The organism is Trinickia dabaoshanensis, from assembly GCF_002879885.1.
GTDB lineage: Bacteria > Pseudomonadota > Gammaproteobacteria > Burkholderiales > Burkholderiaceae > Trinickia > Trinickia dabaoshanensis.
This window is the reverse complement of sequence record NZ_PNYA01000002.1, coordinates 38,044-53,879: the sequence shown is the minus strand read 5'-3', so window position 1 is coordinate 53,879 and position 15,836 is coordinate 38,044. Positions and strand designations below refer to the sequence as shown.

Below are 15,836 nucleotides of genomic sequence, written 5' to 3'. Positions count from 1 at the left end.
ACCGTATGCGGCAAGACGATGTGAGACAACTGCGGCAGTGGATTTACGGGTACCAGATCGCCCAGGCCATCCACGTGGCGGGGCGCCTCGGCATTGCCGACCTGCTCGCGCACGAGACGCTCGATTGCGGCCAGCTCGCGCGCAGGGCCGAGTGCGATGCCGACGGCTTGCGCCGGCTGATGCGGGCGCTCGAAACGATCGGCGTGTTCCGTCAGGAAGGGGAGGACACCTACGCGCATACCGACATGTCGCGCTTGTTGATCAGCGGCGCGCCCGATTCACAGGACTTTGCCGCCTGCATCTACGGCGACGAACATTATCGGGCTTGGGCCGAACTCTATACGTGCGTCAAAACGGGAGAGCCGCGCTTCGGCGCACTGTATGACACCGATTATTTTTCGTACCTCGAGCGCCAATCCGAAGTCGACGGAAAACTCGGCAAGTACCTGGAACACGATTCGGCGGGACGTCTCTCGGCACTGCTGGACGCCTACGATTTTTCATCGACGCGGCATCTCGTCGACGTGGGCGGCGACGGCCGCATGCTGCCCACCTTGCTTGCCCGGTTTCCGGCGCTGCGCGTCACGCTGTTCGGTCCACAGCCCGTCCATTTGCACGACGATGCCGATGGCCGGAGCCTGCATGTCGGGGGCGTGTGGCACAGCGCCGTGCCCGCGAACGGCGACGTGTATCTGCTATCGCAGATCTTGCACCGCTTCGATGCAGACGGCGCTCGCGCCGTTCTCGAAACCTGCCGAGCCGCGATGGACGAGCGCGCCGTGCTGCTGATCCAGGAGTATCCGGTGCCGGAGGAGGGATCGCTTGCGCCGGGGCGCTGGATGGATCTGAACATGATGGTGGTATGCGGCGGGCGCGAGCGCACGCTCGGGCAATACGAGGCACTGCTCGAAGCCGCTGGCCTCACGCTCGTGCGTTGCCGTCAAGGCGCCGGCCAAAGCGCGGTTCTTCAATGCGCGCCGGCCTGAGCGGCGCGACGCAGGCATCCCAGGTGGCTCATGGCATACGACATTGAAATTCGACCGTTGTCGTTTCTTCGCGCATCCGAGGAAATCGACGAGCGGGCCGCGGTGGCGCTGGCCGGCTCGATCGCCGGCGAAGGCGTCTGGCGCGCGCCGATTCCGGTCGAGAAACGCACGGGCATCGTCATGGACGGCAACCATCGCAGACATGCGGCGGGCCTGCTCGATTTGACGCACGTGCCTTGCATCTTGCTCGACTACGACGATCCGAAGGTATCCGTGTCGGACTGGCGCACCGGCGCGCCGTACGATGTCGCCCGCATTTTCCGCGAGGTGATGCGTGCACAGCGGCTGTTGCCCTACAAGAGCACGCGGCATGTCTTCGCCCCCGAACTACCGTGCTCGTCGATCGCCTTGTCGATGCTCAAGCGGCCGGCGCCGGAGCGTATTCGATCCGAGCGGCCCGCCCGCCTCTTCACCGAACCGGAGTGAATTCGATGACTTATCCGACACCGTGGTTGATCCGTCCGCCTCGATCCGATGCGCAGTGGCGGCTGTTCTGTTTTTCGTACGCGGGCGGCAGCGCAGCCGACTTCTTGCCGTGGCAGGCGAAGCTCGCACCGCGGATCGACGTATGTCCGTTACAGTTGCCGGGGCGCGGCGGACGGCTGCGCGAGACGCCGATGCTGTCGCCGGCCGAGGTCGTCGATGCGGCGTTGGATGCCGTGCGTCCATACTGCGATATGCCGTTCGCATGCTTCGGCCACAGCCTCGGCGCATTGCTGGCCTTCGAGTTCACGCGGCGATGCCGTACGCTCGGCTTGCCCATGCCGGTTCGATTGATGGTGTCCGGTTGCGGCTCGCCCTCATCCGAGCGCGATACCGAGCCGCTGCATTTGATGGACGACGATGCGCTCGTCGCGGCGCTGCGGCGCTACAACGGCACGCCCGTCGACGTTTTGAACAATCGCGAGCTGATGGAGCTCGTGATGCCGGTGATACGCGCCGATTTCGAGCTGGTGTCGAACTACGTCTATCGGCCGCTACCCGCGCTCGATGTGCCGTTGACCGTGCTGGCCGGTCGTGGCGATACCCATGTGCGGCCCGGGCAGGTCGAGGGGTGGCGCGCCGAGACGACGGCCGCGTGCGACGTGAACTGGTTCGACGGCGATCATTTCTTTATTCGACAGAACGCGGACGACGTGTTGCGCCTCGTAGAGTCGGCCCTCGTCGAACCGCGCGACGCCGTTCTTGCCTAATGTTTTTTGCACTTATGTTTTTTGCATTTTCGCGGCGCGGATGTCGCCGGAACCTTCCACAGGAGATACGCCTATGCATTTGATCGAACTGAAAGGCGTCGACCTGACCTTCCCGCATAAGGTCTGCTTCCGGCAGTTCAGCACCGTCGTGCAATGGGGACAACGTATCGCGATCGTCGGCGAGAACGGCGCAGGCAAATCGTCGCTATTGCGCATGCTGCTCGGTGAACTGCAGCCGAGCGAGGGCAGCGTGGCGATCGCGCCTGATTCGAAGATCGGCTATGTCGCGCAGATCCAAGACGAGGAGGGCGGATTGAGCGGAGGCCAGCGCGTGAACCGCGCTCTGAGCCGGGCGATCGCCGATGCGCCGGATCTGTTGCTGCTCGACGAGCCGACCAACCACCTCGACGCCGGCAATCGCCGTTCGCTGTCGCGCATGCTGCAAAACTACTACGGCACGATCGTGATGGTGACGCACGATCATGAACTGATGAACCAGACGTGCGACCTTCTTTGGCACATCGGGCATGAGCACGTGGACGTGTTCGAGGGCCGCTATGCCGACTACCTCGCGGAGCAGGAACTGAAGCGCGGCGCACTGGAAAAGCAGATGGCCGCGATCAAGCGGGCGAAGCTCGATTCGCACGATGCGCTGATGCAAGAGCAGGAGCGGGCGGCGCATGCGCGGCAGCGCGGCATCAAGAGCATCCAGGACCGCAAATGGGCGACGGTCAAGTCACCGACCAAGCTCGGCCGCGGCAACACGACGGCCGGCCGTAAGCAGTCGGAGATCCGGGAGGAGCAGCGCGAACTGGCGGAGCAGCTGGCCAGCTTGCGGCCGCCCGAGATCATCACGCCACGATTCCATCTCGACGGCGGTGCGCGATCGCGGCAGAGCGTATTGCAGATCGGCGACGGTGCGGTCGGCTACGACGGCGAGCCGTTGCTGAGCGGCATCCATCTCACGATGATGCATGGCGACCGTGTCGCACTCGTCGGCCGAAACGGCAGCGGCAAGTCCACGCTCGCGCGCGCGATCCTCGGCGACGAGCGGCTGCGGCTGCATGGCGATTGGATCACCCCGGCCAAGGACAAGATGGGTTACGTCGATCAGCACTACGACAATCTCGACCCGAACGCGACGGTGCTCGAAACGCTTGCGCGGGTGGTGCCGGAGTGGTCGATGGCGGACCTGCGTACGCACTTGGCGTCGTTTCTCTTCCGCCAGACGGCGTCCGTGGAGGCGCCGACGAGCACGCTCTCGGGCGGCGAGAAAGCGCGGCTTTCGTTGGCTTGCATCGCGGCCGATCCGCCGCATCTGCTGATACTCGACGAGTTGACGAACAACCTCGATACGACGATGCGCGGTCACATGATCGAGGTACTGGCTGCGTATCCCGGGGCGATGCTGTTGATCTCGCACGACGAGGCGTTTCTCGATGCGGTGGGGCGGGTCGAACGTTATGAATGCGAGCCGGTGCAGGATCAGGCCCTGTTGCGGACTCGGGCGGGTTCATGAAAACCGAGGGTGACGAAGATACAGATCGCGCCCTGTCAACTTTAGTAGACCGCCTTGCTTTCGCAACGGCGGCTGTGGCAGGCTGCCCGATTCGACACCATCATGGGGGGGTATGCCAATGGTTCGCGCTGTATCGTGCCGATGGCAAGATCGATGATGAAACATTCGCCAACGGCGTGCGGCGCGACGCTCGCTGTGCAGGGCACTACGGTCAAAGCTTACGGTACGGTGGAGGTCCGCTAATGAAGTGGGTCCGCTACGGCGTAAATATCATTGCGACGCTCGTGCTTGGTCTCCTGCTTTCACGCTGGATTGACGGTCTACCCTATGAATTCCCGGTGCTGCCGGCGTCGATTGCGTTCGTGATGCGGGCTTTGGGCATGGATACCATCAGGAACGCAGACGATATCGAAACGGTCGGTCTGCTGGTCATCATCGCGGCCTCGATGCTAGTGGCTGCCGTGCTCGTGTGGCTCGCGAATATCGCGTTGCGCCGCTGGCGTGCCGCTGCATGAAAAAAGCCGGCACACGCGGTGCCGGCGAACAGCATCTGGCTATTCCGAGGGCCGTTCCGGAACTTGAGAGATGGTCATCCTCTCTCAACCGTTCCGGCTGTTCTCACCGACAGAGAGAGCGCGAGATGGAAAGAGAAACAGGACGACGAAAAGGATTCGTCCGACTAACGTATGCGTCCCGGCGGGCCCATGTCCCGCTCATGTAAAGTACCGGCTTCGCGCGGGGTTCCAAACGCTGAGAGAGCAGCGTCCCACGCGAGGTGAACGGAGAAAAGAATGAGCGATAACCGGTACACATACGGAATCCACCAAAATCTCACGCCCGCTGACCTGTTTGTCTACGTGGCACTCGATGAGACTCGAAAGCAGCTCGGCTTTGATGACTTAGCTGCCGCGTCCGCTGTGTTGCTCGGTCAGGCCGACGTGCCCGTACCAGGCAAAGTGCCGGTGCGACCGAGGGCACATCGGTCGCTTCGCTAACTGCTCGTAAGCTGTTGCCTTTCAAGGTGCGCGTTCGGCTGCCGATGATTACTAAGGTTGGGCTTAGCGGCGTCCGAATCGCGTTTACGCGCAATCTCGGCGCATTCGTCGGCCGAACGATACCGGTCATCGGCGAACTGTTCTTAGCGCGAGACGCGTTCATGATCATGCGTAATACAGTGGTGACCAACAACCGCCTTGCGAAACCGGATGATCGGCTGTCCCTATGAACGATACAACTTGGGAGCGCCTAGAGGAGTTCGCACGGGAAGAGCTGGGTCGGCCTCTGTTTGGCGGTCGACTGAACTTACAGCCAACATCGCGCCTTGAGGAAGACCTCGGCCTAACAGGGCTCGACGCCGTCGAATTCATCGATAAGTGGGCGGAGACGTTTAACGTGCAGGCGCAGGGCTTTCCGTATAGACGCTACTTCGGCCCGGAAGGTCAGCAGCTACTCTCATCGTTCCTGGGGCTGTTTTCAAAACGGTTTCGCCGGCCGGCGCTCGTACCGTTGACCTTGGGGATGTTGGCTGACGCCATGCGCCGTGGGAAATGGGATACCGCCGAGATCGAGGCCACGGTCAATAGAGGCAATTGACGCACGATACCGCCGAACCCATACGTTAACGCGGTCGGCACGTCGTTGACAGTCGGCAAAGAAAAAGGGGTTGCGCTCACACGCAACCCCTTACTTTCTTGGTAGGCCGTACTGGATTCGAACCAGTGACCAACGGATTAAAAGTTCGTGGTTTTGCAATATTTTCCGGTTTTGGTGGCCCGGCGATCACACGTCGATCGGCCTGAAAGCCTTATTCTACCGTTGATCTCGTTCTCGAAAGGGAAAATAAGGCCGAATAAGCGGGGAGCCATGGCGGGTGATTTCCGGAGCCATGGGAGCCATGGCGGAGCCACGCGATGCTAGAATCCGAGCACTCAATCGGCTCGTTTCAGTGCGCTCGACATGCAAATAAAAATCACCCAGGATGTCCTGGACCAGCTCCAGTTCGACGCCGTTCCGACCGGCCTTGATGCCCGAGGAAAGCTCGTCACTGAACCGAACCATAGAGGCGTCGACTACCTCGTCCGCGACAGTGAGATGAAAGGGTTCGGCGTGCGGGTCTCGAAGAACGCCATATCGTTCTTCGTGCAGCGGAAGATGGGCGGCAGCACATCGGTGAAGCGAGCGTTGGGGATCTACCGCAAGGAGCTTCACACCGTTACTGAAGCTCGTAAGAGGGCCGGCATCTGGCTCGGCCTGATGCGCAGCGGCGTGGACCCGCTGCTCGAGATCACTGAGCAGAAGGAGCGAACGGACGCGGCCAAGGCTCGCCAGAAGCGGACGTTCGGCTTGGTTTTCGAAGCCTATATGGACGAACGCAAGAGCCAGGTCGCGCCGAAAACGTACAAGGATTGGGTGCAGGTTCAAAGGTGGATGGCCGACACGGAGTTGTGGTGCACCCCGTTCGATAAAGTGACGCCCGAGATCGTGGGTCGCAGCCTGGCGTACTGGTACGCGCCCAACCCGGAGTTCGACCGGGATGATCCGGTGAAAGCACAGCTATCCCCTTACCTCCGTGATATCAGCAGCGGTAACAAGATATACCGCACGTTGTGCGCAGCGTATAACCATGCGGCGCTCAGCGATGTCAATGGGCTGCTCGACAAGCGCGCTACACCGTTTTCGATCTACCGCAGGCGGAACCCATTGCCCCAGGCTCGGGCTCGCACCACCGTATTGCCGACGACGAAGACGTCCGGTGAGAAGTGGCTAAAAACTCTCGGGACGCTTCACGCGGACCCTGCCCTGACCGTCAATGTTGCCGCCGACTACCTGCTTTGCGTCCTGCTGTGGGGCGGCCGCCGAACGGAGACCCAAAAGCTGACGTGGGACTGCGTGGATTTCGAAGAGAAGAGTGTGACGTTCCGCGGCACCTTGACGAAAAATAAGATCGAGCATGTGTTCCCGTTGACGCCGTTCATCGCGGAGCTGCTGCGGCAGCGGCGCGAAAAGAACTTGTTGCCGCGCGGCTCGGTGGTCGCGACAGCGCGAGAGCCTGAGCACTGGGTGTTTCCGTCTCGGCAACGGGGCAAGCACATTGTCGACGTGCGAAGCCTGCTTGACCGATGCAACGCAGCGAGCGGATTGCGCGTGGGGCTGCACGACCTCCGGCGGACGTTCGGTACGGAACTCGCGCGGGACACGGCCGGCGACGTCGCGATGGTCAAGGTGGCGATGAACCACGCCCAGGCACGTGACGACGTGACGCTCCGGCATTACATCCAGGAAAAAGTCGAACTCTTGCGCCCGTTGTACGAAGCGCGCGAACGCCGGTTGATGCGGCTGGCCGGGTTGATCGAGGAGCCGGAAGTAGCCGAGCCAGCACCAGCGGGGCCGGCTGCATCGATCGGGGCCGAGCAAATCCAAAATATTCTTAAAGATCCGGCGCTGCGTGAGCAGCTTTTGCGCGCGTTGCTAACTCCTCAATCTTGATGCTCCGCGTCGCCGTGGCTCCCTCTTCAAGAGGTCGGGACGCCCACGCACGTTGAGCTTGCCTGGCCGGTGTACGCCGCGCCGTCCATTTGTGCGAGCAGTTCGCGCCCGCAGTTGGCATGTACGCGCCAGGTGCGCACCACGACCCCGCTCACGGAGCACCGCGCCGAATCGTAGACAATTCCGGTCGTGCAGTAACCCATCGCCGCGAAGTTTGCCGTGTCGTTGTATCCGCCGCACGTGTCTTGAAGCTTCATCCACCAGCCGTAGCCAGAGATGGCGTTGCCGGCGATACCGCCGTCGTACGTTTGTCGGTGCAGGAAGAGCGCTGTGCAGCCGCTCGCCGTCGCGGTTTGGTACCGGTAGTGTTCCGTGAACCGTTGAGCGTGTGCGGGGGCGGTGAGCAACGCGAGGCTGGCGAGCATCGCAGCTAGGAGCGGTTTGGAGGTCATGGCGGTTTCCTCGGTGGAGTCGTCGTATTCACCATTGCGGAGAACGCCATGCGCGGCAACGCCCGGATGGGCATGCCGGACGAGAGGTCTACCGAGTGGAGGCTCGGCCCATTTGTGCCATGACACATCGGTGCCAATAATCCATTGAGCCAATGTGAGCGGGCGCATGAAGCAAATCGCCCGACCCAGGCCGGGCGGTGCGACGGGGTGCCGATTGATCAGTGGATCGTCTTTCGCAGTTCTTCGAGCTGCTGCCGCGTCTGCGGATCCAGGTCGCTCGACAGCAACGCCGCCAGGATCTTGTTCGTGTCGTCCTGCCGCTCGACCTGAAGCATCTGAATGCGCGACATCTCCGCCAAGAGCCGGATCGTTTCGCGTCCGGTCTCTTCTTGCGTCATCGTGGCCACGCGGCTCTGCCAACTGTCGGGCCCGGTTGCGTCCGCCCATCGGCTGTACACGTCGTACCGCAGGAGCTCCCATTCGGATGGCACGGCCGGAAACGGCTGACCCGGGAAGAGCTGGGCGAACTTCGCCTTCGTCGCGGGATCGTTCCAGGTCTGCCCGACCGTCTCGCCGTTGACCGTCTGCTGAGCCAGGGCTTGGTTCGCAAATCGGATCGAAGCGATGTTGCTCAACGCGTCCGCAGCAGCGGAGAGGCGCGCGCGGAACACGTTGGCCTCGGCGAAATACTCCGCAGCCAGCGGCGTCGCTGCGGCCGACGGCGGCGGATCTTGCGGCGGGATGGGCGACACCACGTTGCGGATCACGGCCTTGGCCGCGTCCTGTTGCGTGCCCGAGGCGAGCGTTACGTTGGTCGGCGTCGACGCGTCTTTCGTCGGCGGCGTCGTCAGTGTCCCGAGCTCGATGTCCGCGCCCGGCAATGGCCCAACCGCCGAGCAGCCGGGCCGTTTGTTCGTCACGTCCTGGGCCGAGCAGTAGTTCGCCCGGTTCAGCACTTCGGCCTTTTCGGTGAAGCCGTTCTGGTTCTCCGTCATCTTCGCCTCGATGTCCGCGTCGATCGACAGCTTCGACGCCAGGGTCGCGGCCGAACCGGCGCCGCGCCCGGCGGCGGCCGTCGTTTCTTCGCAGCCGCCCACGTCGTCCGCCCGAGCGATCCGGCGCTGGGCGACGATCGTTTCCGCGCGCCGACGCCGATCGGTCGTGTCGTTCATCGCCCAGTTTTGATCGGCCGTCGCGTTCGCATGGGCCAACTTGTCGTTCATCGACGCGATGGTTTCGACCAGGCCGTTGCCGCCGGTGGTCGAGCCCATCAAGTAGCTCAGGATCGATTGCAGCTCGCCGATGATTCCGCTCAGGCCGGAGTTGGTCGACGTGAAGCCCGTGACGAGCGTGGTGTTGACGCCCGGATCCCACACGACGTCGGTCGCGTAGGCGGGCGAAGCAGCGCTTACCGCACCGGCGGCAAGCAGGGCAGCGAAAGTTGCGCGCAACGAGAACCGTGATTTCATGCGACCTCCAATCAGAACAGCGAGCGGATGGTGTTCCACCCGGACGTGACGGGCGCCGATGCCTGGCCGCTCACGGCACCGGACGGGGCACCGTTCACCGTGACGCCGCCAGCGCCCGTCGTAACGCCGACCGAGCCGCCCATCGACGGCATGCCGGGAATGCTGTTTGTCACGCCTGCGGTCGCGGTGTTGATCTGGCCCGTGACCTGTTGCGCCGTCGCGTTGATGCCGCTCGTCGCGCCGGCGATCTCATTCCTCGCAGCGGTACATGCTTTCTGGATGGCCGTTGTCATCACACCGTTGATGATCTGGTCCATGGTCGGCAAGTGAAACCCGGTGTTGATGGTCGGCCAGATCGACGACACGCAGCCAAACGCCCCGCCGCTGGCCGAGGTGACCGGCGATTGCTGCAAGTCGTGCAGAGGCGCGGCAGCGTCCGACGCGTCCTTGGCGATCGCCGCAGACTGCTCCGCCTTGATGTTGGCTTCGACTTGCGGATTGCACGCGCGGGCGGCGAACGCCGGAGCGCTGGCCAGGGCCGATACCGCAAGAACGAGGGCGAGAGACGGTTTCATCATGTCGCCCCCTCAGTGCTGGCCCGGATCGCGGCGACCGGTCTCGTCAACGACGACCATCGACCGGCCGGCCTCGTCGATCACCGACACCACCGGCATCGAGGCGGGAGGGATCCATTCGCTCGGCGAGCGCAAGAAGATCGCCACGCCGTCCAGATACCGGTGCCGCAACTGAAACGACCACAGCGCGTAGCGGAACCACAGCGCGCCGGCGATCGACGCGGTGAAGAGGCCGCTGAGGATGAGCGGAAGGGACGCGGCGCCGCGCTGAACGACGGCGCAGGCGAGCAGGGTGACGAGAAAGATGAAGGCGACCGCACACACCCAGGCGGAACGGGCGAACGATGCGTGCCGTGCCGACAGGTCGGCCTCGCTCAAGCCGACGGCGTGGTACTTCGCCGCGAACGCCGCGCGGTTCGGAGGATCGGAGAGCTTCGACCACTGTGCGCGCGGCGCCGGCGTGAAGATCTGCCGGGCGGCGCCGCGCAGGCTCTCGATGGTTTCGCGGTGCTGCCGCTCGCCGAGGAGGGCGCCGGCATCGCTGCGCAGTGCCTTCGCGGCTTTGATGCCCCAGGTTTTCAGTCCCATGCCGTACTCCGTCAATGGTGCCCAGGAAGGAGGGCTCAATTGACGTTACGGCGGGGAAAAGGCGCGGGCAATGCGAGAGAGGAGAGGGGCGATGAGCGGTCTACCGTGAGGGTCTCGGTCGTCCCTAATCGTCAAAGGTTGGCCGAGGACTCAGATAGTGGGGAGTGATCGCGAAAAAGGCCTGCGTGTGCTGGATTCCAGGCTTTGCAGCGTCGCTTCACGCCTATGCTTTCGGCGGTGGTTCTTATCAACGACTCGGGGGAGCTATGGTTGCACGGAATAAACTTGTTGTCGGCAGGTACTACTGGGTTGTGCCGGAGCCGGCGCCCACCGGATGCAGCGAGTGGGAAGATGGGTTGCAACCGGCGCGTTTCGTTGGCCGTGACTCGAACGGCGCTCCGCTTTGGACCTGCGTGGGTCTCGACGGACCCACGAACTGGCCAATGCGGTGGATTGGAAATCGTTTGCGCGGGCCGACGAAAGCATTGGAAGCGTTACCACAACCGCCGCTGATGCCATCCCGTTTGCGCGGGAGTGCCGCCGGTTCAGGGGATTAGATCTTCAGCCGCTAGATGGCGCCGCGAGGTTTCGGGACGCACTTGCAGGCCGTCGGACGTGACCAACGACCCCGTGGCGCTAGTCTCTGACATTCACCGACGAAGCGCCCGTCGCTCTAACGGCAACCCTAGGCCGAGCAAGCCGGCCCGTCAATTGCCTCTGGGGCCCGCGGAGGGCGAGTTAACGGTTATGCAATTGCGCCAAAGCCTAAGCCGCTCACGCCAGGTTTTGATATGGCAAAACAAACGAAAATTTATTGGTCGCAAGTGGGATTTTTCCCTTTTTTTCCCCGGTCGATTTGCTGCTAACATCTATGCGGAAGTCGTGCGCCTTGGCGATAATCGCTGCCAGATACAGGCCAACACCACGACCGTCCTTCAACTCCTTTGCCCATTTTCCGCGGCTTCTCTTTTCGAAAATCGCCTCTATCTCGATAGGCTCAATCAGTGGCCCCACTGTGCAGACCGACACCTCAACGCCGTGCCCATGGTCCAAGATAGAAACGTCGATCGAACCTTTCACATTGTATTTAACGGCGTTTGACAGTAGCGCAAATGGAACAAGCTTGAAGCTGTCATACACAAAAGCATTTCTATAGCACTCGCCCTCTAGATAAATTCTGACGCTTCCGCTGCCATCGTTATTTTCAATTCTAAAAATTGAGACGAGCTTTTTGAGTAAGCCGTGCACGCTAACCGGATGCTTTTTCCCGTAGGTCGCTGCGTCTGGGTTGAAATATATCGAGAGTAACTCAAATGAATCTGTCAGGAGGTCAGATGATTTGATCAGGGACTTTAATTCGGGAGAAACGTGTTCGAGCAGTTGGTCGAGTCCGCCTGCTCCACCAGAATGTTGTCTGACAAGGCGTTCTGCAATTGTTCCAATTTGCTTTACCAGTCTTATGGGGTCATGCAACGGATCCAATAGCTCTGCCTGCCGCTGCAAGAAATCTTCTTCAATCTGAGCGCGAAGTCGTCGCAGTGAGTTCAACCAGAAGTCCAGATCTATTTGAGAAACTGAACGCCCTTTCAACCCGTCTTTGAGATATTGATTGAATTTCGTCTTGTTGTTTGGGCCGCGAACGCCATAAACTGTGATACGTTCATCCGCAACGTTGCACACGAAGTAAGTCAGTCCGTGCTCGCACACATGCTCACCTGGCACATCGTCCCCGACGCATTGCCGAGCCTCGCCGCACTTCCGCCGGCAGATATCCGACTCGTCAAGTCGACTACCACTGACAGAGCCCCCATCCATTATCGTGGGCCAAGGTAGATGAACCGCCCCTGAGCCCAATAAACTAATCAGTTTCACGTGCAATCATCCTCGCAAGCTTCAACATCGCACTGCAGTCATGTTCGTTGACCCCCTCTTCAAGCAACGAACTCCGCAAGGCGCCAACGTCACGTCCATTTCCCGAGACGGTGAACTTGCGCACAGCTTCGACTACATTAATCCTCGTTTTCCGCCTCAGTCGATCGAAAGCCAATCGACCATGCTCCAGCACTTTTTCAGGATCGAAAATCTCACCGGCAAACTGTTCGATCACCTCTTTGCACTCGTGCGCCGTCAGGGGTTTCTTTTTGTAGTCGTCTGCTAGCTTGAAGAAACGCGTTGCGGTCGGATCGAAGGTTTGACCGGATACCGCGCAAATCTTCTGGTAGGGATTCGAGCTGCGCAACTTCTCAATTAGCTTTAGCCCTCCGTACTCTGGGTCATCTTTAACTACGCCCTTCATATCAAGAAAAACGATATCAAAGCTCGATAGTTTATCGATATCTGACAGTTTTACTTGTTTGAATGTCTTGATCTGGAAGCCTCCTCGTCGCAATTCGGTTGCGGGAAAATCGCTGATCTGATCGTCGACAATAGCGATTTGAGCTAAGCTGCCGACCTTATCGATGGACCAGGTGGTGGCAAATCCCTTTGGTAAGAGCGAGTCGAGGTTGGATTTTTTTCGAAAAAACTTAATCCAACCAAAAACTACCCCCAAAAACATCGTCGATGGTATGCCAATGCTAAAAGCGTTAGCTAGCCACCCCGCGGCCGAGAAAAAGTTAATGATCTTAGTTAGCATTGTAAAAATAAGTATCAGCTCTCTCTTGATGGCTAACGTTGCTCCTATGATGATCGGAATATTAGCACCACGTGAGGGTTTCTGAGAATGCCTATTTCCCACAATTTTTGGCTGCTCTCATGCTTGGATCGACGGAAAGAATGGCAGGCACCTGAAGCTGGCTTCGCATGACCTTAACATCGAGTCGCCGCAGTTGATTGTCTTGTGCCATGGGTCAAGTGCGCCTGTTTTCCTTCCCACCCCTCTCCGCCTGGCTTTCCAGTGATGCTTGAAATGCCGCCAGGTCTTCCGCGAGCGTGGTCCTACGCTCAGTGGCGGGGCGTTCCATCATTTGCGCGACGCGTTCCTGCGTAGTCGGCTTCTCCTCCGGTGGCTGCGGTTCGGGCGCTGCCGTCGGACCTCCACTGTCCTGCGGCTTCCCGTCCCGAGCGTCCGCTTCACGCGCGGCCGGAGCCGCGCCGCCACGAGCGCCCGCCGCGCCTCCGTCCGCCGCGCCTCCGTCCGCCGCCTTCGCCGCCCGCCGTGCCGAACTAAGGCTGCCTTCATCGCCCGCGGCATCCTGGCCCGGCTTGCCCTTCGCCTCGTCTTTTTTGCCAGCCGGACCTTCGACCTCGGGCTCCCGCGGCCCAACGGCGATGCCCGCATCACGGTCCGGCGTCGATCCGCCACCTTTGCCCTTGCCGTTCGGATCCCGTCCGAGTGCGTTGCCCAACCCGCCGCCAGCGGCACCGGCGATCTTGGTCGTGTGCGCAAACGCAGCCACCATTTTGTTGTGCGCGGTCCCGTCCATTTCCCTGATCGTCGAGCCGAGCTGGCCGGCGCCGTTGCCGATCCACGTCAAGATCTGGTCCGGGATGACGTGGATGAGCGAGAAGGTTTTGCGGATGATCAGGACCATCGTCGTCACGAACATGACGCAGCCGGCCAGGGTGATGAACAGGCCGGCGAAGTGGCCCGACGTCACGCTCATGTGAAACGCGATGGCGAACGTGCCCATGACGAACCCGCCGGCCAGGGGCAGGATTTCGATCGCCATGCAAAGGCCCAAAACCATCAAGGCGGGGCGCACGGTCAGCGAAAGGATGAGCGAATAGCCAGAGGCCGCTTTCCCCGTTTCTTCGCCACTGGGATGCAAGTGCATGCACATCCAGATCGGCGCGGCGATCACCGCTTCAGCCAGCGTCACCACCCAGGAAAACACCGCGGTGTACCACATCAGCGTCGGGATCATCGGGAGATACACCGCGAGCATGGCACCTCCGCCGACCAGCACGGAGAACATTAGGGCGAACGGGCCGGAGATGAGCGTGTAAACCAGTTGCATGACGTTGCTGACGCGCGGGATGACGCCGAGCACCGACACCGACGACGCTGCGGTGAACGCGCCTTCGCCCCACCACATCATCGAGTGGCCGAGCTCGACCGCGGCGAGCAGCGGGTTCGCGTTCACCTGCCCGCCACCGCTGAGCGTTGAGTCCACGACCGATTTGCCGGTCGCAAACCACGCGATGATGCGGTCGGCCCCGCTGCCGCCGTCCGCGTTGTTCTGCGCCAGGCCCGTGGCGTCGCGCCGGGCGGCGTCCGCCAGGATGTCGTTGGCCTTGTTCAGATTGACGTCGATGTCGTCGACGAAGAGCGACAGCGCTGCGCGGCTCGCGCTCGACATGCCCTGGGAAGCTGGGATTGCGCTGATCGCCGCAGCGATGTCGGACTGGGCTTTGACGATCTTCACGTAATACAGGCCCGCGTAGGCCCAGCCGTCGGCGCGCATCGCGTTGATGTAATCGGCGTCAACCTGCTGCGCTGCGGCGGCCTTGCCGATCTTGGCGATGGCCTGGGCGTAGGCGTTCACGCCGACGTCGATGGCCGCCGCGGCTTGCTGCGCTGAAACCTTGCTGTTCGGATCGACGATCTGCTTCGCCAGGGCGTCCATCGCTGCTTGCAGGGCGGGCAGGGCCGTCTGGTGCGCTTTCTCGACGGTCGCCGTAACGTTCTGCACGTTGACGAGCTGTTCCTGGGTTTGGCCCGTTGGCTCGATGCCGCTTTTCGACGGCGGGGCCGACAAGGTCAACGTGACGGAGCCGCACGCGGCTTGCAGCCCGAGCCGGTCGCTGGTCTCGCCGTACGTGTAACCGGTTTGCACCTGGCCCGATGACGACGTGTTCGAGAACGGCGTCGGGCCGAAGGTCATCGACCCGAACATCCGAGCGCCCATGCCGCCCGAAGCGCGGTCCTTCTCGATCGCCTGGTTGGCGGATTCGGCGCAGACGTTGGCCAGCAGCAGGCTCGTCGCGAGCTTGCGCACGTTCGACGTCATGTCGACGCCGGTGTAGACCTGGCCGTCGGAGCCCAGCGGGTTTGAGGCGAACTGCGACCACACCATGTCGGCGAGACCGATCCCCTGGATTGCGAGCCACACGACGATCGCCTGGGCTGCGCAGAAGCCCTTCATCGTGGGAAGGATCGCGGCCGTACCAACGCTCGTGCGGACAGGGATCCACATCGTGCTCCACTTCTTGCCGAGCAGCGCGCCGTCGTGTGCCGTGGACATGGTGCCGGCGATGATCGTGTAGCCGGCGAAGATGCCGCCGAGGAACAGAACGCCGGCGTTGAACGCGCCGAGGATCCCGCTCAACGGGCTTGAGCTTCCATCAACAACTGGGCCGAACAGCGGCTTCACGAAAAGCTTCATCGACATGTCGCCCGGCACGGGAGCGAACAAGTCGGCCGCGTGCGCAGGCGCTGCGGCGAAAAGCAGCATCAGGGATACTAGGCCGAGCAGCCCGATCAGCGACGACGTGCGAGCACGGAAGAACGAGAAGTGGGGAAGCGTGATCATAGCCGAGGCTCCGAGCGTGAGGACGCCGATGGAG

General features: G+C 61.7%; 14 protein-coding genes and 1 pseudogene. 8 read left to right on the top strand and 7 right to left on the bottom strand.

Annotated elements, in window-relative coordinates:
* Nucleotides 1–5: 5 nt before the first annotated feature.
* From C0Z18_RS02260 to C0Z18_RS02220, 8 genes and pseudogenes are all read left to right on the top strand, one after another.
* Entirely contained in the window at nt 6–986 is a 981-nt protein-coding gene (locus tag C0Z18_RS02260) for a methyltransferase (RefSeq protein ID WP_102643754.1), read from the top strand.
* A gap of 30 nt (nt 987–1,016) precedes the next feature.
* Nucleotides 1,017–1,472, top strand: coding sequence for a ParB N-terminal domain-containing protein (locus tag C0Z18_RS02255; RefSeq protein ID WP_102643753.1), 456 nt, complete (start codon nt 1,017–1,019; stop codon nt 1,470–1,472).
* A 5-nt stretch (nt 1,473–1,477) separates the two neighbouring features.
* Complete coding sequence (locus C0Z18_RS02250) at nt 1,478–2,239, top strand: thioesterase II family protein (RefSeq protein WP_102643989.1); 762 nt, start codon at nt 1,478–1,480, stop codon at nt 2,237–2,239.
* 73 nt (nt 2,240–2,312) lie between these two features.
* A complete protein-coding gene (locus C0Z18_RS02245) occupies nt 2,313–3,758 on the top strand; it encodes an ABC-F family ATP-binding cassette domain-containing protein (protein ID WP_102643752.1) in 1,446 nt (481 codons plus the stop codon).
* Nucleotides 3,755–4,273: a hypothetical protein gene (locus C0Z18_RS02240; RefSeq protein WP_146013920.1), complete on the top strand. Its 519-nt coding sequence runs from the start codon at nt 3,755–3,757 to the stop codon at nt 4,271–4,273. Before C0Z18_RS02245 ends, C0Z18_RS02240 begins: the two co-directional genes overlap by 4 nt.
* A gap of 276 nt (nt 4,274–4,549) precedes the next feature.
* A pseudogene (locus C0Z18_RS33875) lies at nt 4,550–4,983 on the top strand (STM2901 family protein).
* Nucleotides 4,980–5,351 (top strand): DUF1493 family protein, encoded by a 372-nt coding sequence (locus C0Z18_RS02230; RefSeq protein ID WP_102643750.1) that lies wholly within the window; start codon nt 4,980–4,982, stop codon nt 5,349–5,351. The pseudogene C0Z18_RS33875 and the gene C0Z18_RS02230 overlap by 4 nt, the downstream one beginning before the upstream one ends.
* A gap of 363 nt (nt 5,352–5,714) precedes the next feature.
* Nucleotides 5,715–7,244: a tyrosine-type recombinase/integrase gene (locus C0Z18_RS02220; protein ID WP_102643749.1), complete on the top strand. Its 1,530-nt coding sequence runs from the start codon at nt 5,715–5,717 to the stop codon at nt 7,242–7,244.
* A 26-nt stretch (nt 7,245–7,270) separates the two neighbouring features.
* Here the strand turns inward: C0Z18_RS02220 and C0Z18_RS02215 are convergent, their stop codons facing one another.
* From C0Z18_RS02215 to C0Z18_RS02185, 7 genes are all read right to left on the bottom strand, one after another.
* The gene (locus C0Z18_RS02215; RefSeq protein ID WP_102643748.1) at nt 7,271–7,696 is read right to left on the bottom strand and encodes a hypothetical protein; all 426 of its coding nucleotides are present in this window, start codon (nt 7,694–7,696) and stop codon (nt 7,271–7,273) included.
* A gap of 218 nt (nt 7,697–7,914) precedes the next feature.
* Complete coding sequence (locus tag C0Z18_RS02210) at nt 7,915–9,165, bottom strand: hypothetical protein (protein ID WP_102643747.1); 1,251 nt, start codon at nt 9,163–9,165, stop codon at nt 7,915–7,917.
* An 11-nt stretch (nt 9,166–9,176) separates the two neighbouring features.
* Nucleotides 9,177–9,743 carry a hypothetical protein gene (locus tag C0Z18_RS02205; protein WP_102643746.1) on the bottom strand — a complete coding sequence of 189 codons (567 nt, stop codon included), beginning with the start codon at nt 9,741–9,743 and terminating at the stop codon, nt 9,177–9,179.
* A gap of 9 nt (nt 9,744–9,752) precedes the next feature.
* On the bottom strand, nt 9,753–10,328 hold the full coding sequence (locus C0Z18_RS02200) for a hypothetical protein (RefSeq protein WP_102643745.1): 576 nt from the start codon (nt 10,326–10,328) through the stop codon (nt 9,753–9,755).
* Between the two features lie 774 nt (nt 10,329–11,102).
* On the bottom strand, nt 11,103–12,200 hold the full coding sequence (locus tag C0Z18_RS02195) for a sensor histidine kinase (RefSeq protein WP_146013919.1): 1,098 nt from the start codon (nt 12,198–12,200) through the stop codon (nt 11,103–11,105).
* Nucleotides 12,187–12,879 (bottom strand): response regulator, encoded by a 693-nt coding sequence (locus C0Z18_RS02190; RefSeq protein ID WP_146013918.1) that lies wholly within the window; start codon nt 12,877–12,879, stop codon nt 12,187–12,189. Before C0Z18_RS02190 ends, C0Z18_RS02195 begins: the two co-directional genes overlap by 14 nt.
* A 298-nt stretch (nt 12,880–13,177) precedes the next feature.
* A complete protein-coding gene (locus C0Z18_RS02185) occupies nt 13,178–15,802 on the bottom strand; it encodes a DotA/TraY family protein (RefSeq protein WP_102643742.1) in 2,625 nt (874 codons plus the stop codon).
* Nucleotides 15,803–15,836: the final 34 nt, after the last annotated feature.

What these genes read in the sequence shown, in the direction of transcription:
- C0Z18_RS02260 (WP_102643754.1), top strand. Translation starts at nt 6, where the DNA reads ATGCGGCAAGACGATGTGAGACAACTGCGGCAGTGGATTTACGGGTAC.
- C0Z18_RS02255 (WP_102643753.1), top strand. Translation starts at nt 1,017, where the DNA reads ATGGCATACGACATTGAAATTCGACCGTTGTCGTTTCTTCGCGCATCC.
- C0Z18_RS02250 (WP_102643989.1), top strand. Translation starts at nt 1,478, where the DNA reads ATGACTTATCCGACACCGTGGTTGATCCGTCCGCCTCGATCCGATGCG.
- C0Z18_RS02245 (WP_102643752.1), top strand. Translation starts at nt 2,313, where the DNA reads ATGCATTTGATCGAACTGAAAGGCGTCGACCTGACCTTCCCGCATAAG.
- C0Z18_RS02240 (WP_146013920.1), top strand. Translation starts at nt 3,755, where the DNA reads ATGAAAACCGAGGGTGACGAAGATACAGATCGCGCCCTGTCAACTTTA.
- C0Z18_RS02230 (WP_102643750.1), top strand. Translation starts at nt 4,980, where the DNA reads ATGAACGATACAACTTGGGAGCGCCTAGAGGAGTTCGCACGGGAAGAG.
- C0Z18_RS02220 (WP_102643749.1), top strand. Translation starts at nt 5,715, where the DNA reads ATGCAAATAAAAATCACCCAGGATGTCCTGGACCAGCTCCAGTTCGAC.
- C0Z18_RS02215 (WP_102643748.1), bottom strand. Translation starts at nt 7,696, where the DNA reads ATGACCTCCAAACCGCTCCTAGCTGCGATGCTCGCCAGCCTCGCGTTG.
- C0Z18_RS02210 (WP_102643747.1), bottom strand. Translation starts at nt 9,165, where the DNA reads ATGAAATCACGGTTCTCGTTGCGCGCAACTTTCGCTGCCCTGCTTGCC.
- C0Z18_RS02205 (WP_102643746.1), bottom strand. Translation starts at nt 9,743, where the DNA reads ATGATGAAACCGTCTCTCGCCCTCGTTCTTGCGGTATCGGCCCTGGCC.
- C0Z18_RS02200 (WP_102643745.1), bottom strand. Translation starts at nt 10,328, where the DNA reads ATGGGACTGAAAACCTGGGGCATCAAAGCCGCGAAGGCACTGCGCAGC.
- C0Z18_RS02185 (WP_102643742.1), bottom strand. Translation starts at nt 15,802, where the DNA reads ATGATCACGCTTCCCCACTTCTCGTTCTTCCGTGCTCGCACGTCGTCG.